The organism is Kaistella carnis (genome assembly GCF_003860585.1).
In the GTDB taxonomy this organism is placed as follows: domain Bacteria; phylum Bacteroidota; class Bacteroidia; order Flavobacteriales; family Weeksellaceae; genus Kaistella; species Kaistella carnis.
Map to the genome: position 1 here is coordinate 2,981,084 of NZ_CP034159.1, position 21,697 is coordinate 3,002,780.

The window sequence follows — 21,697 nt, forward strand, 5'->3', positions numbered from 1 at the left end:
CATTTACCAATCTGAAACCCGGTTTTTTTTATCCGTTCTAAAATTATAATTTTGACCCCTTGAATGATTTTTAAAAAATGACTTGTAATTTATCAAAGTATTGATATTTAAATAATTAGATGAAAGTTTTTAAATTTGGTGGTGCATCGGTAAAAGACGCCGACAGTGTGAAAAACGTGTCTCGGGTTTTAGAAACCCAGGGTTTTGATTCTTGTTTACTCGTGGTTTCTGCGATGGGAAAAACAACCAATGCTTTGGAAAAAGTAGTAGCAGATTATTTTGCGAAGAAAGATTACCACATTCCGCTGGATCAGGTAAAGCGCGACCATCTTGAAATATCTAAAGATTTATTTGCGGAGGATCACGCGGTATTTGCCGAGATTAGATTATACTTTAAAGAGGTAGAATCTTTCCTTAAAAGAAATAAATCCCCCAATTATGACTTTGTTTATGATCAGGTCGTGAGTTGTGGTGAGATGATTTCCTCAAAAATATTAAGTCAGTATTTAAATGATATTCAGTTTAAAAATACATGGTGTGATGCAAGGGAATTTATTAAAACCGATCACAATTACCGGGAAGGAAATGTAAACTGGGAAGAAACCGAAAAGCGAATCGCTACACTTGACCAACACCGATGTTATGTCACCCAGGGTTTCATAGGGTCGGATGAGCATAATTTTACGGTCACACTCGGGCGGGAAGGTTCTGATTATTCGGCGGCAATCTTTGCGTACGGTTTGAATGCGGAATCCATGACCATCTGGAAAGATGTTCCCGGTGTGATGACAGGCGATCCAAGAAAGTTTTCTCAGGTATCTTTAATGGATCATATTTCTTATGAAGAGGCCATTGAAATGGCGTATTACGGAGCTTCGGTTATTCACCCTAAAACAATGCAGCCCCTGAAGCAGAAAAATATCCCTTTTTATGTGAAATCTTTCCTTCAACCGGAAGCTGCGGGAACCAAAGTTGGGATAACGGATCATAAAAATCAGCAACAATCTTTTATTTTAAAAGAAAATCAACATTTAATGCGAATTGCCACGCGGGATTTTTCCTTCATCGCAGAGGAACATTTGAGCTATATATTCTCCCTTTTGGCTAAAAATAAAATTAAAATTTCTCTCATGCAGAATTCCGCCATTTCTCTGGATCTTTGTGTAGAGGATTTGTATCATATGATTGACGAATTGACGGCGGAGCTACAAACCGCTTTTCAAACTGAAATTATAAAAAATGTATCTCTTTATACCATTAGAAACGCTAATTTAGAGGAATCAAATAAAATATATCAACATAAAAATGTATTAATGGAGCAGCTCTCTCAGAAAATACTTCAAGTTGTAACTAACTAATAACCAATGAGTCTTATTTCTAAAAGTGATTTGATAAAAGCGTCGGGTTTGAGTAAATTGGGATTTTTAAAAAATCCTGCAGCCTCTGTAATCATGCGTTTAACAAAGATAGATGCTGTTAACGATTTGTATGACACGCTGAAAAACAAAACCGGAAAAGACTTTTTCGACTCTTTTGTGCGCGAACGGGATCTGAAATATATTGTTTTCGAAGAAGATCTGGCCAGAATCCCGAAAAGTGGACCATTTATTATCGTTTCTAATCATCCTTTAGGTGCCATCGACGGTATTCTGATGACCAAAATCTTAACGGAAATTCGCCCGGATTTTAAGATAATGGGAAATTTTTTACTGGAAAAGATCGAGCCTATGCGTCCGTATGTTATTTCCGTAAATCCCTTTGAGAACAGAAAAGAGCTTCGCAACAGTTCTTTAGGAATGCGTGAAACTTTAAGTCATTTACAAAATGGTGGTTGTATCGGGATTTTCCCCGCAGGTGAAGTATCCAATCGAAATAATGAATTCGGAGAAATTTTAGATAAAGCTTGGGAGAAACCAGCACTTAAGCTCATTAAAAAGTCAAAAGTTCCGGTCATTCCTATGTATTTTCATGCAAGAAACAGCCGTCTCTTCTATCAGATGGCAAAACTTCATCCTGATTTACAAACACTTTTATTGCCTTCAGAAATGATGAACAAGAGAGAGAAGCCGATTCGTGTACGAATTGGAAAACCTGTATCGGTAAAAGTGATGGAAGATTATGATTCGATTGAAGAATTAGGCGAGTTTCTGCAAAAGAAAATCTATATGCTGAAGTCCTATTATGACAAAAGAAAATCACTTACAGAACGCTTAAATATTCCAAATTTAAAGCTTAATTTTCCCCTTACCAAAGAGGCAAATGTAGTTCAGAATATCATTGATGAAACACCGAAAGAGGACATTGTAAAAGAGATAGAAGCACTGCATAAAGCGGACAAAATGCTTTTTCGAAACGGTAATTACGAAATCTTTTTTGCACAATATGGAGAGATTCCCTCTATTATGCGGGAAATCGGAAGACAGCGTGAATTAACTTTCAGGAAAATAGGAGAGGGCAGTAACTTGCCTTTTGACCTTGATGAATATGATGAGCATTACCACCATCTTTTTTTATGGGACAGTGCCGCACAAAAGCTCGTTGGTGCTTACAGAATGGCGCTGGGAAGTGAGGTGATGAAAAAGTATGGGATCGATGGGTTTTACACGAGTTCTCTGTTTGAGTTTGATCCGGAACTGCGCCCATTTTTCCGTAAAGTGATTGAAATGGGTCGCGCTTACATTTCTTGCGAATATCAGCAGAAACCTTTGCCGCTTTTTCTTTTATGGCGCGGTATCGTGCATGTTTGTCTGAGAAATCCGGGACACAAGTTTTTAATGGGAGGTGTGAGTATTTCAGATAAATTTTCAGAATTTTCTAAATCGCTGATGATCGAATTCATGCGTTCGAACTATTATGATTCTGCGGTTGCACAATATATTCATCCTAAACATGAGTTTAAAGTTAAATTAAAAGACCGGGATAAAAACCTCTTTTTCGATGAGGTAGAATCTGATTTAAATAAACTAGATAAAATCATTGATGATCTGGAGCCCGAAATGCGCTTGCCTGTCCTGATCAAAAAATATATAAAACAGAATGCAAAAGTGATTTCCTTTAATGTAGATCCCAGTTTTAATGATGCGATTGATGGTTTAATGTATATTCGGATTAGTGAATTGCCGGAGAGTACCATCAAGCCTGTTTTAGAAGAAATGAGTGAAAAGATCAGAAGGGAAGAAAATAATGATGCTGATAATCAATAATATTCGGTTTTTTTAATAATTTCTTTCAAAATGATTTGTGAGAGAAGGATAAAGTTCCTATTTTTGCACCACTCAATTAGAGAAAAGGTTTCTTAGCTCAGTTGGTAGAGCAATGGATTGAAAATCCATGTGTCCCTGGTTCGATTCCTGGAGAAACCACTTTAATTTAATCACTTACGATTCTCGTAGGTGATTTTTTTTTGAGAGATTCTGTAAAAAGTTTATCATTTATGATTTTTTAATTATAAATGACCCGTAAAAAGACTAAAATATAAAGTCATCCCCACTTCTGAAATTCTTTAAAATTTGTGGAAAGAACATTTATTAATTTTTTCATACAAGTTCTAAAAAATTGATGAAGATGATTATTTCACACTAAACTTAATAAGATTGATTTTTAGAAGAGATGTGGTTTTAATTAGACTACATTTGAGTAATACTGAATTGTATGTCTAATGCTTCAACCTTATTCGCTTCTGTAAAAACATTTTTCTCGGAAATTGGAGATATCACTTTGTTTGGTGCGCGATTTTTTAGGGAAGTTCTATTACCGCCTTTCGAATTTAAAGAACTGATTAATCAATGTTATAATATTGGCAATCGGTCATTGCTGCTGGTTTCGGTAACTGGATTTATCTTAGGATTGGTATTTACGCTGCAATCCAGGCCAACTTTAGAACAGTTTGGTGCTGAATCCTGGATTCCTTCCATGATCAGTATTTCTATTATTAGGGAAATTGGGCCGGTAATTATTGCGCTGATCTGTGCCGGTAGAATCGGGTCCGGAATCGGAGCAGAATTAGGTTCTATGCGAGTCACAGAGCAAATAGATGCGATGGAAGTTTCCGGTACGAACCCTTTTAAATATTTGGTCGTAACGCGGATCGCAGCGGCGACTTTAATGCTTCCACTTTTAGTGATTATCGGAGATTCCATCGCGCTGTTTGGTTCTGCAATCGTAGAAAATTTAAAATCGGATGTTTCCTATACTTTGTATTTCAGTAAAGTTTTCAAGGCCATTACATTTGGCGATATTATTCCTGCCACGATCAAAACATTTTTCTTTGGGTTTGCGATCGGTTTAATTGGATGTTTTAAAGGATATAATTGCGCGAAAGGAACCGTGGGTGTGGGAGAAGCTTCTAATGCTGCGGTCGTTTACACCTCGATGCTGATTTTTATAATTGACTTTATCGCGGTATTTGTAACTGATATTATTTTTGATATTTAAGAAATGGAAGATAATACGTCGAAAAAAGTAGTTTTAGAACTGAAAAATATCACCAAAAGTTTTGGAGATAATCAGGTTTTAAAAGGTTTTAATTTAAAACTTTTTGAAGGTGAAAATTTGACCATTATGGGAAAATCCGGCTCCGGAAAATCGGTGATGGTTAAATGTCTGGTCGGTTTGATTCAGCCTGATGGAGGAAGTATCACCATCAATGGAGAAGATATTACCAAGATGGGACAAAAAGAACTCGATATTTTGAGAACCGAGATTGGATTTCTCTTTCAGGGAAGTGCTTTGTATGATTCCATGACCGTTCGGGAGAATTTAGAATTTCCCTTAAGAAGACATAAAGATAAAATTAAAGATTTTACCGATACAGAAAATTTAGTAAAAGGAGCTTTAGAAGATGTTGGTCTGGCTAAAACCATCGATTTAATGCCGTCTGAACTTTCCGGCGGAATGCAGAGAAGGGTGGCGCTTGCAAGAGCTTTGATCCTAAAACCCAAAATCCTTATGTATGACGAACCTACAACGGGTTTGGATCCGATTACTTCAAAAGAAATTATTGAACTTTTAAGAAATATTCAGATAAAATATAAAACTTCTTCCATCATCATCACGCATGATGTAGATTGCGCTCGGGTAATTTCGAACCGCATGATATTACTGGTGGATGGAATTAATTATGCAGAAGGAACTTACGAGGAGCTTTTAAAATCAAATGATCCACAAGTTCAGGCCTTCTTTAAAAATTAAATTATGGAAAAATCTACCTCAAAAAAGATGAATGTCGGCATCTTCGTCGTACTTGGGACAATTCTTCTCGTTACCGCATTGTATTTTGTAGGGAAGCGACAAAATCTCTTCAGCAAAAACATTCAGTTATATGCGGTTTTTACAGATGTAAGTGGTTTGCAAATCGGTAATAATGTGCGCTATTCCGGCGTGAATGTTGGGAACGTGAGTAAAATTGAAATGAAAGCGGAAGGGAAAATTAGGGTGGAAATGTCGGTAAACGAACCGGCTGCGAGATTTATAAAAAAAGATGCAGTTGCCTCAATTGCTTCAGACGGTTTAGTGGGAAGCATGGTTGTTAATCTTGTTCCGGGAGAAGATAAAACAGCGACAAAAGTGGTTTCCGGAGACCAAATTCAGATAAAAACGAAGATCACGGTTGATGAAATACTTGAAACCTTTAGTAAAACCAATGAGAGCGCTGCTTTAATAACTTCAGATCTGGCGATAATTACGCATCAGGTTGTGGGCGGAAAAGGTGCTTTGGGTGCAATATTGAGTGATTCTTCCCTCGAGTACGATCTGCGCAAATCTGTTGCTGCCTTGAAACAAACTGCGGAAGGAACAAATAGAGCAATGGCACAGGTAAATGCGATCATCGGAAAAATAAATTACGATCAAAGCGCCGTGGCAGTCCTATTGAGCGACCCAAAATCACGACAGCAAATTCAAAGTGTTTTTGCTAATCTGGAAAAATCCAGCAATGATATTAATAATGTTTCTAAAAACTTAGAAGATTATGTGGCCGAAATTAAAGCCGGAAAAGGCTCCCTGAACTATATAACCAAAGACGAAAGTCTGAAGAAAAATATAGATTCTACCGTTGTTAATGTAAAAGAAGCTACGGATAAACTCAATCAAAATATGGAAGTGTTGAAACATAATTTCCTCTTCCGTGGATATTTTAGAAAGCTCGACAAGCAGAAAGCAAAAGACTTGAAGGAAGAGGAAGTGAAGCAATAAGCATCATTTCCATACCTCTTCCACGGAAATGATGATTCCTTTAGGTACGGCAAAGAAATGCAGAACGAGTAAAAATCAACTTATTTTACCGAAATTTGTCGCATGATTTTAGAAAAAGAAATAGAATTTATTCTCGCATTAGATGCCTTGAAAAGTGTCAATCGCAGAAATTTCAACCTTGATAATTCCCGTCGCGAAAATACCGCCGAACACAGTTGGCAAATTGTCGTGTTTGCACAGATCCTTTTACCTTACGCGAAAAATAAAGAGCAAATTGATCTTTTAAGAGTGATAAGAATGCTTTCTATACACGATGTAGTGGAAATAGAAGCAGGTGACACTTTTATTTTTGATGAAAGCGCAATGACGGGAAAATACGAACGTGAATTGGAAGCTGCAAAAAAAACATTCGGTGTTTTAAATGGACCATTAAGTTCAGACTTTCTAAACCTCTGGATTGAGTTTGAAGCTGAAGAAACTCCCGATGCCATCTTCGCCTGCGCAGTCGATAGAATTATGCCTTTTCTGCTGAATGTATATGGTTCCGGCAAAAGTTGGACAGAAGCTGGGGTGAAAGTCTCACAAGTAGAAAATATTGTCGGCACCGCCGTTAAACGAGCCTCGAAAGAATTGGGTGATGCCTTTGATATTTTGCTTAACAAAGCCTTGTATCAAGGGAAATTGACTGAGTAAATTATTCTATAATAACAATGAAAAAATGCGAGACCTTTTACGATCTCGCATTTTTATTTTAAAGTTTCTGGAAATTTAAAATTCATCATTTATAATTTCTTTAAATCCGCTCCAGTTCATCACCGCTTATTTGCGTTTTAAAAGTCCCGTAATTCACAGAAACCTTTCCGTTCTTTTCGATTTTCTCGATGGTGCCTACACTGGTTGAGCCGGGAATTCTTACCCTTTGTCCAACTTTCATCCAAATAGCGCGTTCTTTTTGGCGTTTGTCTTCCAGTCTTTCGTTTGTTTCCTCGATCTTCTCCTGCACATCCACTTTCTTTAACTGCTGCGTAATTTTTCTTTTTACAACCTGCATGCGTTTCGTTTCATCTTTATCCGCGCCCAGTTTTCGGAATTTTTCCTGCTCCAGAATTTTCACAAAATCAGCAACTACCAATTTCCTCGATTTTCCTTTTACATAAGAATCAATGAAGGCTTCAATCTTATTTCCAAACTGTAATTTCCGATGTTCGTCTTCATAAAGTTTTTGAAAATTAAAAAGCTTTTGTTGCAGTTGGTCATTCAGCTTTTCAAGATTTTCTTTTTTGTTTTGCGTAGAATCTCTTTTTTCCGCCAAATCGGTTTTTATTTTTTCGACTTCAAATTTTTCCTGCTGTAATTTTACAATCGTTTTATCCAGATTCACGATGTCGTGTTCTACTTTTTTCTTCGCAGACTCGATGATGAATTTTGGGATTTTATTTTTCTCCGCCACTTCAAAAGTAAAGGAACTTCCGGCTTGGCCAACCTCTAATTTGTACAGTGGTTCCAAGGAATTTTCGTCAAAAAGCATGGCCGCATTTGTGGCGTGCGGAAGTTGCTCAATGACCAGTTTTATATTCGTGTAATGTGTGGTAATAATGGAAAAACTTTTTTTGTCGTAAAAGAATTCCAGAAAACTTTCAGCTAATGAGCCTCCAAGTTCCGGATCCGAACCTGTTCCAAATTCGTCAATCAGTAAAAGCGTTTTTGAATTGGCTTCTTTAATGATCTTCGCCATTTTCTTCAATCGCGAAGAATATGTAGAAAGATGGTTCTCAATGGATTGATTATCACCAATATCCGTCATTAATTTTTCAAAGAAAAACATCTCAGATTTCGGATGAACAGGAACTAAAATCCCACTCTGAATCATCAATTGCAACAGTCCAACCGTTTTTAAAGTAATTGATTTTCCACCTGCATTCGGTCCCGAAATACAGAGAATCCTGTTCTGTTCCGTTAAAGTTAAAGTTTGCGGAAAGATCTTTTTCTTTTCCACCTGATTACGGATCAACAAAAGCGGATGAAAAGCATTCACCAAACGCATGGTTCGGTGACGGTTGATTTTTGGTAAAATTCCGCCTATTTTCTCCGCAAATTTGGCTTTCGCTCTGGTGAGGTCTAAATCGAAAATATATTTTTGATACGAGTAGAGTTGTGGCTGAAATTCGGAGATCTCAAAGGTCAATTTTCGTAAGATTTTATCAACTTCTTTTTTCTCTTCCTCAATATCTTCGCGTAATTTAAACTGATGTTTTACGACAGATTCCGGCTGAATATAAGTAATTGAACCTGTTTTAGAAACTCCTAAAACACGGCCCGGAACTCTTTTCTTGTAAGCAGACTTCACGGCCAAAACCCGCTGATCATCCATAATACTCTCCCGAATATCGTCTAAATAATCCGTAGAAGTAAGTGCGGTAAGTGTTCGGTTAAAGTTTTCCTGAATGGCTTTTCTGGCGTGCGAAATATCAGTACGTAAAGCTTTAAGAATAGGCGAGGAGTCACTTTTTACTTCTCCAAACCGGTTAAAAACTTTATCAATTTTATCCACGATTTCTTTGCGGAATTCCAAATCTTTAACATCGTTTTTTAGGTAAAGAAATAAATCTTCATAAGCAGGATAAAATTTTTGAAGCCTTGCAATCTGTTCGGTGAGGCTTTTAATTTTTAAAAATGAAGTATTATCTAACCGATAATTTTCGATCAGCATCAGTTTTAGTTCTTCTTCAATATCTTCGTATTCATTGAAGGGAATCGCGTTGCCACTTTCAAAACTGGATAAATATTCAGCTACTTTTTTTAAAGAAATTTCAGCTTCTTCAATATTAAAGGGACGGATTCCTGCAATTTTTTCTGCAATTTTCTTTGAGAAAGCAAAGGGAGAAATTTCCGCCAAAAGTTCGGGAAATTCCAGTTCGTTTAAATCTTCGGTTTGTATATGCACACGCAAATTTAATGAGATAATTTGATAATGTAGGTATCTGAAAACGGATGCGTTAAGAAATTTTGAAAATTCTATCTTTGAAAAATGAAGTTTGAGACGGAGCGGTTAATTTTGAGAACAATTACAGAATACGATGCAGTCGAAATTTTTTCGATAAGAAGCAATTCAGAAATTAATCGGTTTCTCCATCGAATTCCACCGAAAAATTCTTTTGAAGCGCTGGATTTTATTTTAAATATTAAAAGAAAAACACTCAATAAGGAAATTTTGTTTTTCGGAATATCCTGTCGTACTCAACCACAATTATTGGGCACCATTTGTCTCTGGAATTTTTCTGAAGATCGAGAAATTGCAGAATTGGGTTATGAATTGTTGCCCAATTATCATGGCAAAGGATTGATGTCGGAAGCTGTAGCTTTTATTTTAAAATTTGGTTTTCAGCAATTAAATTTAAATAAGATAGAGGCTTTTACCAATAAAAACAATGTGAATTCCATTTCTCTTTTGGGAAAATTTAATTTTATTTTAAATGAAAATAGAAAGGATAGAAATTATCCGGAAAACAGTATTTTTGAATTGCATAAGATTTAATTTGTCCCTTAATAAATATTTAAAATTATCCTATGGATTGGAATGAGGTTTTAGCGCCCATAAAAAACACCGAATATTTTGATCAGTTGTGGTCAAATGTTAAAAAGGAGTATGAAACAGAAAAATGTTTTCCTCCGAAGAAACAGATTTTTCGAGCATTAGAACTGACTCCTTTTGAAGAAGTTAAGGTTGTTATTATCGGGCAAGATCCTTATCATAACGATTTTCAGGCTAATGGATTGTGTTTTTCGGTTTCCGAACAAGTAACTGCGCCGCCTTCTCTTAAAAATATTTTTAAAGAATTGCAGGACGATTTGGGAATTGTACGAACTAAAAAGGAATTGGATGACTGGGCAGAACAGGGAGTTTTACTTTTGAACGCTACCTTAACCGTGAAAGCTCACACGCCGAATTCACATAAAAATCTAGGCTGGGAAAAACTGACTGATTTTATCATCAAAGAAATTTCGGATCGAAAAGAGAATGTTGTTTTTGTTTTATGGGGCGCTTTTGCACAAAAAAAAGAGGAATTAATCAATTCCTCTAAACATCTTATCGTTAAATCTGCGCATCCTTCGCCGTTTTCAGTATATCGTGGCTTTTATGGAAGCAAACCTTTTTCTCAAATTAATGAGTATTTAAAATCCAAAAATATTGATCCTATTTGCTGGTAGTTCCACCACGTTGCGTTTTAGAATCCACAGGATTTCCTTTTTCAAACTTCAAAGCGATCTTATAACTTCCTTTTAAGGCATTAAAACCTTTTGCAGAGGTTGTTTCGGGCGTTACTTCAACCAAAGAAATTGCGTATCCGTTAAATTCCTGCGTGGTATAATAGCCTTTACTTGCATTATCAGTTGTGCTGATTTTTAACGTCACCGGACGCGTATACGTGCCCATCAATTCGATTTCCGCCGTAGCATTTCCCGCCCAAACGCATTGTACTCCTTTTGGGCAACGACTGTCTTCTACCAGTCGTTTGAAGGTAACATTCATATCATATTCTTTCAGGAATTTGTTTTCCCCTTCTTTTAAATAGATCACGCCTGCTTTATCGGTGCTGGCTTGCTGTTGTTCTTTTTTTGCAGTGTCCAGTGCCTCCTGATCTGGAGGTAAACCGGTTGACATCTCCGGTTCTCCTTTTTTAGGTTGAGTCATGGTCGTGGTTTGCGTGTTGGTTTGTACTTCGTTTTGCGTAACATTTGTCGCAGTTTCCGTTTTGGCAGCATTCTGAGTTTGGCAGGTTGCCAAAGAAAAGAGCGTCATCGAGGTGAGTAATAATCTGTGTATCATTGTTTTAATTTTTAAAGATATCTATCAAAACTACCAAAAACATTGCCAATCCTACAATGAAATTAAATCCTGTTCCGTAGAGGAAACCAATAAGCGCTCCTTTGGTTGAATTCCAGGCTTTCTTTTTATCATTTGCATCATGCAACAATTCGCCCACGAAAACCCCTAAAAACATTCCAATTAAAAAGCCAAAAGGAACGGGAATAAAAAACATACCCACGAGTGTACCTACGACCGAACCTATACTTCCCCAGCGCGTTCCCCCATATTTACGATTGGTTCTTGCAGGAATTACATAATTTAAAATAGCGGAAAGAATGGTAAGAAAGACAAAAATCCAGATATAAATCATGGATATTGGTGAATCTGTTCCAAACTTATAAATTAGTAAACCGCATAAGCTTAAAAGTAAACCGGGTAAAACAGGAAGAAAAGTTCCTAAAAGACCCAAAATTAGTAAAATAATACTCGCAAGCTGAATTAAAGACGTATCCATAGGTACTAAATTTTGTTAAATGTACTTATAAATCTGCGAAAGACAAACGGATTTCTTATTTTTGCTGTGATGAACAAAGAGATGACCGATACCAAAGATTTCCTTCAGAATATAAGCGATTATATTCATTTTTTTGTGCGGGAAAACAGCCCGGACAGTTGGGTACTGCTGTTGCAGATTGTTACCAAGTTTGTATTTTTCATTGGAATCATTTTCGTAGTTGATTTTTTATTCAGATTACTGATCAACAGTATTTTTAAACTTTTTTTTGATAAAGATAAATATCCGGTCTTAAAATCAATATATGCTGCGAAGATTACCAATTCGATCTCGCACATCAACGCACTTTTATTTGGGAGCTACGCGCTTTTCTCCATTTTTTACCGTCATCCTAAAAGCTTTACGTTCCTAGAAAGAATGATCAGTTTGGTCATCGTTTTAGTGGTGGCGCAAATGCTTTTCCGCGGCTTAACTGCATTCCGGAATTATTTCATTATTAAAAAAGATTACTATAAAATTATCGCGCTGAACGCGGTCTCTCAAACCGTCAATATTTTTGGGATTTTCATCTGTTCTGTGATTGCGATTAGTGTGGTTTTCGGCATCAGCAGCTCTGCAATTGTAGGAAGTTTGGGGGCAATCACCGCAGTTCTTGTTTTGGTTTTCCGGGATACGATCCTGGGTTTTGTCACGGGAATTCATGTCGCAACTTCTAAGAATTTGAAAGTCGGCGACTGGATCGGAATTCCGAAATATAATCTGGAAGGAACAATTGTAGACCTCAATCTTTTAACAACGAAAATTCAAAATTTCGATAAAACCATTTCCACAATTCCCACCTACGACTTTCTGACCACCGAGATTAAAAATATTCAGGTCATGTCGGAGAGTAATACCCGGAGAATTAAGCGGGCTATCATTTTTAATATCAATTCTTTCAAATTCTTAACTTTAGAGGAAGTGGATCGTTTTTCTAAAATCAATTTGATAAAGGACTATCTGATTCAGAAGAAAGAAGAAATTATTAAAGAACGCGCAATACTGGAAAATTCTGACCTGTCTATTAACGGAAGACAGTTGACCAACATTGGAGTTTTCCGAGAATACGCTTTTAATTATTTAAAAAATAACAAGCATATTGATCAAAAAGGAACTTTGCTGGTTCGGCAGTTAGAAAATACGCCGCAGGGAATGCCTTTGGAAATTTACTGTTTTACAAATGACTCAGCCTGGGAGAATTATGAAATCATTTTAGCAGATATTTTTGATCACCTTTTGGTTGCTTCCAAGGAATTTGATCTGGAAATCATGCAGTTTAATAAAATTTAAAAAATGACAAAACTTAGTGTAAATATAAATAAAATTGCCACGCTCAGAAATGCCCGTGGTGGCGAATTGCCAAGTGTGACCGAAGCTGCAGTTAAACTTCAGGAGTTTGGTGCGCAGGGAATTACGATTCATCCGCGACCGGATCAAAGACACATTACCAGAAAAGATGTTTACGATTTGAAACCTTTGGTTCACACTGAATTTAATATTGAAGGAAATCCGCATCGTGCTTTTATCGATATGGTTTTAGAAATAAAACCTGAGCAAGTAACTTTGGTTCCCGATGGTGAAGATGCCATTACCTCCAACGCTGGCTGGGATTGTGAATACAATTTAGAGTTTCTGAAATTGGTGATTGCAGAATTTAAAGACGCCGGAATTAGAACTTCCATCTTTTTAGATCCAAATCCTGAAATGGTGAAATATGCAAAAGAAACAGGGGCTGACCGTATCGAACTCTACACCGAAGCGTATGCTACGAATTATCTGAAAAATAAAGAAGAGGCCATTAAACCTTATATTGAAACCGCTTTAGAAGCTGAAAAATATGGGTTGGGAGTTAATGCCGGTCATGATTTAAGTTTAGAAAATTTAAAATATTTTGCAGATCATATTCCAAATTTATTGGAGGTTTCCATCGGTCATGCATTAATTTCTGAAGCTTTATACATGGGTCTTGAAAATACGGTGCAGGCTTATCTTAAAAGATTGGCAAAGTGGTAAAGGATAAAAACGAATTCGTTTTTTCAATGATTGATTATTTAAAGAAGATTTAAGTAATTTTATAAACTATAATATTTTTAATGGAAGTTTTACACTCAAAAATATACGGAGAAGATCAGTCAGGAATGCCACTTTTGGTATTTCATGGATTATTTGGCATGCTGGACAACTGGGGAAGTTTTGGCAAAGAAATGGGCGAGTTTTTCCCGGTTCATTTGATTGATTTAAGAAACCACGGCAAGAGTTTTCACTCCACAGAAATGTCTCATGACGATCTTGCAGAAGATATTCTCAATTACATGGATTTCCATAAATTAGAGAAAATTAATTTGCTGGGCCATTCACTGGGTGGGAAAGCCGTCATGCAGTTTGCGATTACTTATCCTGATCGTGTAGATAAATTAATTGTGGTCGATATTTCCCCGAAAGCCTATCCGCCACATCATCAGGGAATAATAAAAGCCATGGAAAGTATTGATTTCTCGACTGTAAATTCCCGCCAGGAAGTTGAAGAAGCTCTAAAGCAATATATTCCGGAGAAATCCGTGATTCAGTTTTTAGCGAAAAACTTGTACTGGACCGACGATAAAAAACTCAACTGGCGTTTCAACTTGAATACCCTTTCAACAAAATATTCTGAATTTGTTTCAAATGCTATAAAATACGGTACTTTCAAGGGGAAGACCTTGTTTATTTCCGGTGGCAATTCAAATTATATTTTGCCTCAAGATGAATATCAGATCAAGCAGCAGTTTCCGAATTCTTCCATTGTGACGATTAAGAATGCCGGACATTGGGTGCAGGCAGAAAATCCAAAAGATTTCAATGAAGTTGTGAAAAATTTCCTGAGCGATCAAGAAGTTTCTTAAAAAAAAGGTGAAATTCACCAATTACAATCACTATGATTTTAGTTACCGGCGCTACAGGAATTCTTGGAAGAGTCATCGTTTTAGAATTGCTGAAACGGGGTAAAAAAGTGCGTGCGACCAAAAGAGAATCCAGTAACATCGATGAAGTTTTAGAATCTTATCGATTTTATACCGATCAAGCCGACCATTTTTTTAGTCAGATTGAGTGGATAAATGTCGATTTTCAAGATCTGGAATCGCTTGAAAATGCGCTTCTCGGGGTTACCGATGTTTACCACTGTGCTGCTCATGTAAGTTTTCACCCGAACGATCGCCGCGCTATGTATCATACGAATATTGAAGGCACCCGACGGTTGCTGAATGCGTGTGAAAGTTCCACCGTTCAAAAATTTTGCTTCGTAAGTTCTACCGCTGTTTTAGATGGTGTTGATGAAAAAGGAGAAGTAACCGAAGATTCAAATTATAACCCTAAACTAGATCATTCGCCTTACGCACGATCAAAACATTTCTCCGAGATGGAAGTGTGGCGTGCTTCTGCAGAAGGTCTAAATACCGTTATCATCAATCCAGGAGTCATCATTGGAAGCGGAAACTGGCAGTCGAGTAGTGGCGAAATTTTTGGAGCTTTTTCCAAATATCCGTATGCCATGAGTGGAAGTACTGCTTATGTAGATGTTCGGGATGTTGCACAGATTTCGATTTCTTTAATGGAGAAAAATATTTTTGGTGAAAGATATATTGTGATCTCTGAAACAAAGAAAATTTTGAAAGTAGCGAATTTCGTGCGGAAAAAATTAGGGAAATCTGAAGCCAAAGTTCTTTCGAAATCAATTCTGAATATTGGTTATATACTGAATATTTTATTGGGTTGGTTGATTCCGGGTTTACGAATGTTGAGCAAAGTAAATCTCGAAACCGTAACTTCCAATCCCGTAATTTCTAATAATAAAATACGTCAAGAACTCGATTATCAATTTATACCGGTTTTTGAAAGTCTTGATTTCCATTTAAAAAATTATATTTTAGATCATCATAAGCTATGAATATTGCAGAATTCCTAAATACAAATGCTGAAAAATTCCCTTTAAAATCAGCCATTGGTTTTAAGAAAAAAGAAAAGTGGACGGAGATTTCCTGGACTTCCTTTCGACGTTTGGTTTTTAAAACGGCAAATGCCCTGCGCGAGGCCGGAATTTCTGAGCATGATAAAGTCGCCATTTACTCTGATAATTCAGCTGAATGGATCGTCTTTGATCTGGCAATTTTGTCTTTGGGAGCCATCACGGTGCCTATATATTCAACCAATAATGAAGAGCAGGCAGAATATATTCTTAATGAATCTGAATGTAAAATGATTCTGGTTGGGAATCAGGAGCAATATGATGCCGCATTTAGTATTTTAAATAAGCATCATATTCTGCAAAAGGTAATCGTTGCCAAAAAATCAATTTGGATTAAAAAGGAAAATAGCCAATATCTGGAAGATTTTATTAAAAAAGCTGCTGAGGAATTCAACATCGTTGCTAAAGAAGATACAGAATTAGCCACCATTATCTATACTTCCGGAACAACAGGAGTTCCCAAAGGCGTGATGTTGACGCATGGGAATTTTCATAAATCAGTAGAGGCTCATTTTGAATTCTTTAAATTTAATAACTTCGAAAATGAAAAGTCACTGGCGTTTTTACCGTTAACTCATGTTTTCGAACGCTGCTGGACTTTGCTCGTACTTTTTGGCGGCGCTACAGCGTACTTTCTGGAAAACACAAAGTTAATTGCAAGCGCTTTAACGGAAGTAAAGCCAACCATGATGTGTTCAGTGCCGCGATTTTATCAGAAAATTTATGCTGGTGTTAATGAAATGGTGAACAACAGTTCTGACGCGAAAAAGAAAATTTTCAAGTGGGCAATTGCGACCGGAAATGAAGTTGCAGAACTTCGACGAGTAAATAAACCCATTCCGTTTTCTTTAAAAATGAAAAACACGGTTGCTGGGATTATGGTCTTTAATAAGATCAAGCAAAAAATGGGTGGAAAACTTTGGTTCATGCCGTGTGGTGGCGCTTCAGTCTCCGAAGAAGTAACCCGTTTCTTCGAAGCGTTGGGAATTCATATCACCGTTGGATATGGTTTAACGGAAACTACCGCAACGCTCACCTGTTTTCCTTTTCATCATTTCAAACATGGTTCTGCTGGCATTCGATTCGGGGAAACCCAGCTTAAAATTGGGGAAAACGATGAGATTTTAGCCAAAGGAAGTGGTATAATGAAAGGGTATTATAAGAAACCTGAAGCAACGGCGGAGGTTTTTACAGAAGATGGTTGGTTCAAAACGGGTGATGCGGGCAGATTCGACGATTCCGGAAATTTATTTATCACGGACAGAATAAAGGATTTAATGAAAACTTCCAACGGTAAATATATTGCGCCGCAACCCATAGAAAATCTTTTATCTAATAACAATTATATTAATCAGGCGATGATCGTAGCTGAAGGGAAATCATTTGTTACTGCCCTAATTATTCCAAATTTTGAAGCATTGAAGGAGCAGTTGGATAAAATGAGCATTCCTTTTACAAATTGGGAAGACATCGTAAAATCTGAAAAAATTAAAGAATTTTACCGCGAAAAAATTGAAGAGATTCAGAAAAATCTGGCTGGTTTTGAGAAGGTGAAAAAATTCGTCCTCATGCCCTCTGAGTTTGAAATGACAAGTGGAGAAATCACACCGACATTAAAAGTGAAAAGAAATGTAATCATGCAGAAATACGCTGATGTTATTAATGGGATGTACAACTCGTAAAGTCTGGTGATAACTGTTTGAACTTAAGTAAATAAGAAATAAAATGATCAAATTTTCAGGAAATAAAAACTTCGAGATCTCCAATCAAAAGGTGACTGAATCTTGTCCGTCCAATATTGCTTTAATTAAATATTGGGGGAAATATAAAGACCAGATTCCCGCAAATCCCAGCATCAGCTACACCTTAAATTTGTGTAAAACCAACACAGAAATGGAATTTGTTGCCGGAGAAAAATTTTCCGTAACAACTTTTTTAGCTGAAAAAGAAGAAGTAAAATTTGCACAGAAAATTGAGAAATATTTTACAACCATTGAGGAATATTTACCCTGGATTTTAAAAGGGAAATATATCATCAGAACCGAAAACACCTTTCCCCACAGTTCCGGAATTGCAAGTTCTGCCTCGGGTTTTGGGGCAATTGCAAAATGTTTAATGCATCTGGATGAAACTTTCGCAGGGAAAACGGATGCAGATTCGTCTTTGAGAAAAGCCAGTTTCCTCGCCCGATTAGGAAGTGGAAGTGCTTGTAGAAGTTTGTATGATGGGTTGGTTGTTTGGGGAGAAACAAATGAAGTTTCCGAGAGTTCTGATCTGTTTGCAGTGCAATATCCGATGTCAGAAATTCATCCCGTCTTTAGAAATTTTAATGATTGGGTTCTGTTGATTCACGAAGGTGAGAAATCTGTGAGTTCCACGGTTGGTCATGGCTTAATGAATACCAATCCTTATGCAGAAAGGAGATTTAAAGAAGCGCATGAGAACTTCTCTAACCTTAAACTCATTTTGAAAAACGGAGATATGAAGGCTTTTATCAAGTTAGTGGAACATGAAGCTTTGACTTTACACGCCATGATGATGATGAGCGAGCCTGCTTTTATTCTGATGCAAGCCGGCACTTTAGCCGTAATTAATAAGATCTGGGAATTTAGAAAGCAAACCGATCTTCCTTTATTCTTTACTTTAGACGCGGGCGCAAATGTTCATTTACTTTTCCCAAGCAATAAAGAAGAGGATGTAATCAAAGAATTCATCATCAGGGAACTTATACAACATACCCAAAACAATGGCGTTGTAAAAGATGTGATGAGGTTTTAAAAAAGGAGCAAATTATTTCTTTGCAGAGGAAAGTCTGCTCATCGTATTTAAAACGAAAACCACGATGATACCAAGAACTGCGGCAGACATTGACAAAATGAACTTCGCATTTTCTTCATGCCAAAAACCGAGATCCCAATCCATAACGTATAGGTTAAAACCGATGAAAATCACGAATAGGGCTAAAAATACTTTATAAAAGAGTTGCATTTTTTATGAATTAAAATTTAACGTACGTTGAGAAAAGCTGGGCAAAATTTGCCGTAAATAATTTAATAGAAATCGCAAGAAGGATGATTCCGAAAACTTTCTGTAAAACCTGAAGCGTTCCGTCACCTAATTTATTCTCCAACCAGTTAGCTGATTTCAGCACCAAATATACGAAAATTGTGTTGATAATGATTCCGATTATAATATTGATATCATGATATTCAGCACGTAAAGACAGCGTAGTAGTCAGTGTTCCTGCGCCTGCAATGAGTGGAAAAGCAATAGGAACAATGGACGCTGACTGAGATTCTGAATTCTTTTGAATTTCAATGCCAAGAATCATTTCTACAGCGATGATAAAAATCACAAAAGCACCTGCGATCGCAAATGAATTTACATCTACACCGATTAATTTTAAGATATTGTTTCCGATAAAAAGAAATGCGATCATCAAAACACCGGCAACAATAGAAGCTTTTTCCGCTTCAATTTTACCGAATTTCTTCTTCAATCCAACAATAATTGGGATCGAACCCATGATATCTATTACGGCGAAAAGAATCATGGAGGCGGTTAGCGTCTCTTTGATGGAGAAAAATTCTAGCATTTCGTTTGATTATTAATTTCGCAAAAATATGAAAAATAAATTACTATTTGTTAATGTCTGAATATAAATTATTAATAATGTTATACAGATTAGTAATCTCTTCTTCATTATGGAAGGGTGCGAATTTTTCAATCTGAATTTTGCCGGAAAGAACACGATATTGCTCGGCTACCTGTTGGCCTTTGGTTTGCTCCAAAATAGAGCGGAATTCTGAATCACTTGTCGCAGAAAATCGTTTTTTAGCTTCACGATGAAGTTCATCATACGTTTCAAAGAATGTTGTGAAATCTTTATTATCTTTTAATTTCTTTAAATATTCAATAGTCTCGGCAAACGGATAGGTTAAATTTTTTCGTAAAAGTTCTTCTGTTTCAGCAATCGAAAGGGAAGAAGATGGAGCAACTGTAGTTTTTCTTTTTAATCTTCTCTTTTCTTTTCGGTGCATCACAATTAAGAATAACGAGACAAATCCTGTCAATAAGGCCAGATTGCCAAAAACAATATTCCAGTTAATGGTGTTTTTATCTTTTATCTTAAGATTGTGTGTTTGTAGAACAGGGGTATTTACCGTTTCCAAAACTGTGTTGGTATATTCGTTCATCTTTTCAAACGGACTCTTATTATCTGCAATCTCTTGTGGAGTTTTTACGTTGAGAAGTATCTCTTTTGCCCCAAGATCGGTATAGGATCCCGAAGCAGGATCGAAGTAGGAAAAGTCTTCAAACTGCACTTTGACCAAGCCGGATTTCTTTGGAACAACTACATATTCTGCAGTTACAGTGCCTGACAATCTTTTTTTATTCGTCGTGGTTTGTGTGCTTATTTTTGGGCTGTAAAAAACATAATCCGGAGATTCCAGGAGTTTTGGTAAGTTCAAACTGCCTAAATTGCCAGAACCTGCCAATTTCAACTGAATATTTACCGGTTTATCGATCTCTGGGATCTCTGATGAGTTAGGATTAAATACGTCTGCCTTAAATTGACCTACTGCATTTTTAAAATTAGCCGGCATTCCACCAGGTAGTTTTTTCACATTAAGGGTCACCTTATTGGAGGTAATTTTATTTCCTTTCGTCGAAATATTGTAAGAAGCCGTTATTGGATTAATTTCAATGAACCCGGTTTCAGAAGGGAAAATCATAAAAACACCAATCACCTGGGAAGCTATTCCCGAATTCGATTCGATTTCTGATTTTGCTAAACTTACGGGCTTTATGTTCACATGCCGCTGATGTCCGAACTGAATATTACCTACTTTTCGGAAATTGTCATAGTTGCGGCTATAGGCGCGCAGCACAGCAATGGTAGGTTCGTTTTTATAAACTACCTTATCGCGTACTTCTAAATTAAGATATAGATCATTCCGGTCATTGTCTTCTACGGAACTAATTTTCTCATTCTCTCTTACATTAATGTCAAAAGGTTCGGTTTTGTAAATTTTCCCGTTGACTGTTACCAGAACGGATCCTATTTTGATCTTTCCCGCTTGTTTCGGACTCAGTACATATTGATAGACCAGTTGATCCACCACTGTTCCTTTACTCGCATCTAAGACCACCGTGTTTCGTTCAGAAGCACTTCCCACGATATTAAATTTAGAGAAATCCGGCATTTTCAGCGGGGTTTCCTGTTCCATATTTTCCCCACTAATTTCCAGAAGAACCGTCAGGTTAAACTTTTGATTCACCTTTTGATCTTTCACTTCAGAAATAGCCAAGGTAACCTGGCCATAATTAAATATGGCAGAGAATAAAAATAATATGTAAGGAATCCTTTTTATCATTACCAGTCCTTTTCGTTGCTTTCAGGCATCGAATAGGAGTTTTTGTTGAGAATCCGTTTTGCAGTTTCCCGTTCTTTATTGCCAACGCGGTTGAGAATGGCATCTTCTAAATCTTTTGGCATTTTATCGGAGTTGGCGTTTTTGTTTTCATTAGGATCTTCACCTTCGCCCTCGCCTTTATTCTGCTGTCCGCGTCCGGCTTCATTTTTTGCCTGATCGCCTTTTTCGTCGCCTTGATTTTGATCTTGATTTTTGCCGTCACCACCGCCACCGCCATCTTTGTTTTTTTGATTATTTTGTTGCTCCTTTTCTTTTTCTTTCAGCATCGCAATTTCGTAGTTCTTACGAATCGATTCATTGTAAGGATCCTGCTTTAGCGCCTGCTTATAAAGTTCTGCTGCTTTTTTAGAATCTTCTTTCTGCATGTACGTGTTGCCTAAATTGTAAAGTGCAGCGCCTTTGTCGGGAATGGTGGATGCAAGTTTTTCGGCTTTCTCAAATTCTGCCTGAGCTTCTTCATACATTTTTCTTTTGTACAAAGAATTGCCCAGGTTATAATGCGCCATAAAATCTTTATCATTAAGTTTAATGGCTTCCATATATTTTGAGGAAGAGGATTCGTAATTTTGTTTGTCAAATTGCTGATTACCTTTATATACTAAAGTTTTGTAATTTTCCTGTGCAGAAAAAAGGGTAAAACAAAAGGTCAGCAAAAAAGCCGAAAAAAGTAGATTAATTTTCATCACTGCAAAATTATTGCT

The 21,697-nt window shown here is 36.8% G+C and carries 21 protein-coding genes and 1 tRNA gene; 15 read left to right on the forward strand and 7 right to left on the reverse strand.

The window, feature by feature from the left end; all coding sequences use genetic code 11:
* Positions 1 to 119 precede the first annotated feature (119 nt).
* From EIB73_RS13810 to EIB73_RS13840, 7 genes are all read left to right on the forward strand, one after another.
* Positions 120 to 1,358, forward strand: a complete 1,239-nt coding sequence (locus EIB73_RS13810; protein WP_125025821.1) for an aspartate kinase — start codon at positions 120 to 122, stop codon at positions 1,356 to 1,358.
* A 6-nt stretch (positions 1,359 to 1,364) separates the two neighbouring features.
* Positions 1,365 to 3,203: a lysophospholipid acyltransferase family protein gene (locus tag EIB73_RS13815; protein ID WP_125025822.1), complete on the forward strand. Its 1,839-nt coding sequence runs from the start codon at positions 1,365 to 1,367 to the stop codon at positions 3,201 to 3,203.
* An 86-nt stretch (positions 3,204 to 3,289) separates the two neighbouring features.
* Positions 3,290 to 3,362: transfer RNA gene (locus EIB73_RS13820), tRNA-Phe, on the forward strand.
* A gap of 289 nt (positions 3,363 to 3,651) precedes the next feature.
* Positions 3,652 to 4,434 carry an MlaE family ABC transporter permease gene (locus EIB73_RS13825; protein WP_125025823.1) on the forward strand — a complete coding sequence of 261 codons (783 nt, stop codon included), beginning with the start codon at positions 3,652 to 3,654 and terminating at the stop codon, positions 4,432 to 4,434.
* A 3-nt stretch (positions 4,435 to 4,437) separates the two neighbouring features.
* Positions 4,438 to 5,190: an ABC transporter ATP-binding protein gene (locus EIB73_RS13830; RefSeq protein WP_125025824.1), complete on the forward strand. Its 753-nt coding sequence runs from the start codon at positions 4,438 to 4,440 to the stop codon at positions 5,188 to 5,190.
* Positions 5,191 to 5,193: 3 nt separating this feature from the next.
* The gene (locus tag EIB73_RS13835) at positions 5,194 to 6,192 is read left to right on the forward strand and encodes an MlaD family protein (RefSeq protein WP_125025825.1); all 999 of its coding nucleotides are present in this window, start codon (positions 5,194 to 5,196) and stop codon (positions 6,190 to 6,192) included.
* A gap of 102 nt (positions 6,193 to 6,294) precedes the next feature.
* Entirely contained in the window at positions 6,295 to 6,885 is a 591-nt protein-coding gene (locus EIB73_RS13840) for an HD domain-containing protein (RefSeq protein ID WP_125025826.1), read from the forward strand.
* Between the two features lie 100 nt (positions 6,886 to 6,985).
* Here the strand turns inward: EIB73_RS13840 and EIB73_RS13845 are convergent, their stop codons facing one another.
* A complete protein-coding gene (locus EIB73_RS13845; RefSeq protein ID WP_125025827.1) occupies positions 6,986 to 9,136 on the reverse strand; it encodes an endonuclease MutS2 in 2,151 nt (716 codons plus the stop codon).
* Between the two features lie 84 nt (positions 9,137 to 9,220).
* Here EIB73_RS13845 and EIB73_RS13850 point away from each other — a divergent pair, with 84 nt between their 5' ends.
* Positions 9,221 to 9,727: a GNAT family N-acetyltransferase gene (locus tag EIB73_RS13850; protein ID WP_125025828.1), complete on the forward strand. Its 507-nt coding sequence runs from the start codon at positions 9,221 to 9,223 to the stop codon at positions 9,725 to 9,727.
* Positions 9,728 to 9,759: 32 nt separating this feature from the next.
* Entirely contained in the window at positions 9,760 to 10,401 is a 642-nt protein-coding gene (locus EIB73_RS13855) for a uracil-DNA glycosylase (RefSeq protein WP_125025829.1), read from the forward strand.
* Here the strand turns inward: EIB73_RS13855 and EIB73_RS13860 are convergent.
* Positions 10,388 to 11,020, reverse strand: coding sequence for a hypothetical protein (locus EIB73_RS13860; protein WP_125025830.1), 633 nt, complete (start codon positions 11,018 to 11,020; stop codon positions 10,388 to 10,390). The genes EIB73_RS13855 and EIB73_RS13860 overlap by 14 nt on opposite strands.
* Positions 11,021 to 11,024: 4 nt before the next feature.
* Complete coding sequence (locus tag EIB73_RS13865; protein ID WP_125025831.1) at positions 11,025 to 11,516, reverse strand: DUF456 domain-containing protein; 492 nt, start codon at positions 11,514 to 11,516, stop codon at positions 11,025 to 11,027.
* 69 nt (positions 11,517 to 11,585) lie between these two features.
* On the opposite strand from EIB73_RS13865, the gene EIB73_RS13870 reads away from it, so the two are divergent.
* From EIB73_RS13870 to EIB73_RS13895, 6 genes are all read left to right on the forward strand, one after another.
* The gene (locus tag EIB73_RS13870; protein WP_125025832.1) at positions 11,586 to 12,845 is read left to right on the forward strand and encodes a mechanosensitive ion channel family protein; all 1,260 of its coding nucleotides are present in this window, start codon (positions 11,586 to 11,588) and stop codon (positions 12,843 to 12,845) included.
* A gap of 3 nt (positions 12,846 to 12,848) precedes the next feature.
* Positions 12,849 to 13,568 (forward strand): pyridoxine 5'-phosphate synthase, encoded by a 720-nt coding sequence (locus tag EIB73_RS13875; RefSeq protein ID WP_125025833.1) that lies wholly within the window; start codon positions 12,849 to 12,851, stop codon positions 13,566 to 13,568.
* 80 nt (positions 13,569 to 13,648) lie between these two features.
* A complete protein-coding gene (locus EIB73_RS13880) occupies positions 13,649 to 14,437 on the forward strand; it encodes an alpha/beta fold hydrolase (protein WP_125025834.1) in 789 nt (262 codons plus the stop codon).
* A 32-nt stretch (positions 14,438 to 14,469) separates the two neighbouring features.
* Positions 14,470 to 15,480, forward strand: a complete 1,011-nt coding sequence (locus tag EIB73_RS13885; protein ID WP_125025835.1) for an NAD-dependent epimerase/dehydratase family protein — start codon at positions 14,470 to 14,472, stop codon at positions 15,478 to 15,480.
* Positions 15,477 to 17,240, forward strand: coding sequence for an AMP-dependent synthetase/ligase (locus tag EIB73_RS13890; RefSeq protein ID WP_125025836.1), 1,764 nt, complete (start codon positions 15,477 to 15,479; stop codon positions 17,238 to 17,240). Before EIB73_RS13885 ends, EIB73_RS13890 begins: the two co-directional genes overlap by 4 nt.
* 43 nt (positions 17,241 to 17,283) lie before the next feature.
* A complete protein-coding gene (locus tag EIB73_RS13895) occupies positions 17,284 to 18,336 on the forward strand; it encodes a diphosphomevalonate/mevalonate 3,5-bisphosphate decarboxylase family protein (protein WP_125025837.1) in 1,053 nt (350 codons plus the stop codon).
* A gap of 12 nt (positions 18,337 to 18,348) precedes the next feature.
* Here EIB73_RS13895 and EIB73_RS13900 read toward each other — a convergent pair whose 3' ends face one another.
* The 4 genes from EIB73_RS13900 to EIB73_RS13915 are packed head-to-tail and all read right to left on the reverse strand — an operon-like array spanning position 18,349 to position 21,679.
* Entirely contained in the window at positions 18,349 to 18,546 is a 198-nt protein-coding gene (locus EIB73_RS13900) for a hypothetical protein (protein WP_125025838.1), read from the reverse strand.
* Between the two features lie 10 nt (positions 18,547 to 18,556).
* Complete coding sequence (locus EIB73_RS13905) at positions 18,557 to 19,153, reverse strand: MarC family protein (protein WP_125025839.1); 597 nt, start codon at positions 19,151 to 19,153, stop codon at positions 18,557 to 18,559.
* A gap of 43 nt (positions 19,154 to 19,196) precedes the next feature.
* Entirely contained in the window at positions 19,197 to 20,936 is a 1,740-nt protein-coding gene (locus EIB73_RS13910) for a BatD family protein (RefSeq protein WP_125025840.1), read from the reverse strand.
* On the reverse strand, positions 20,936 to 21,679 hold the full coding sequence (locus tag EIB73_RS13915; RefSeq protein WP_125025841.1) for a tetratricopeptide repeat protein: 744 nt from the start codon (positions 21,677 to 21,679) through the stop codon (positions 20,936 to 20,938). Before EIB73_RS13915 ends, EIB73_RS13910 begins: the two co-directional genes overlap by 1 nt.
* Positions 21,680 to 21,697 lie beyond the last annotated feature (18 nt).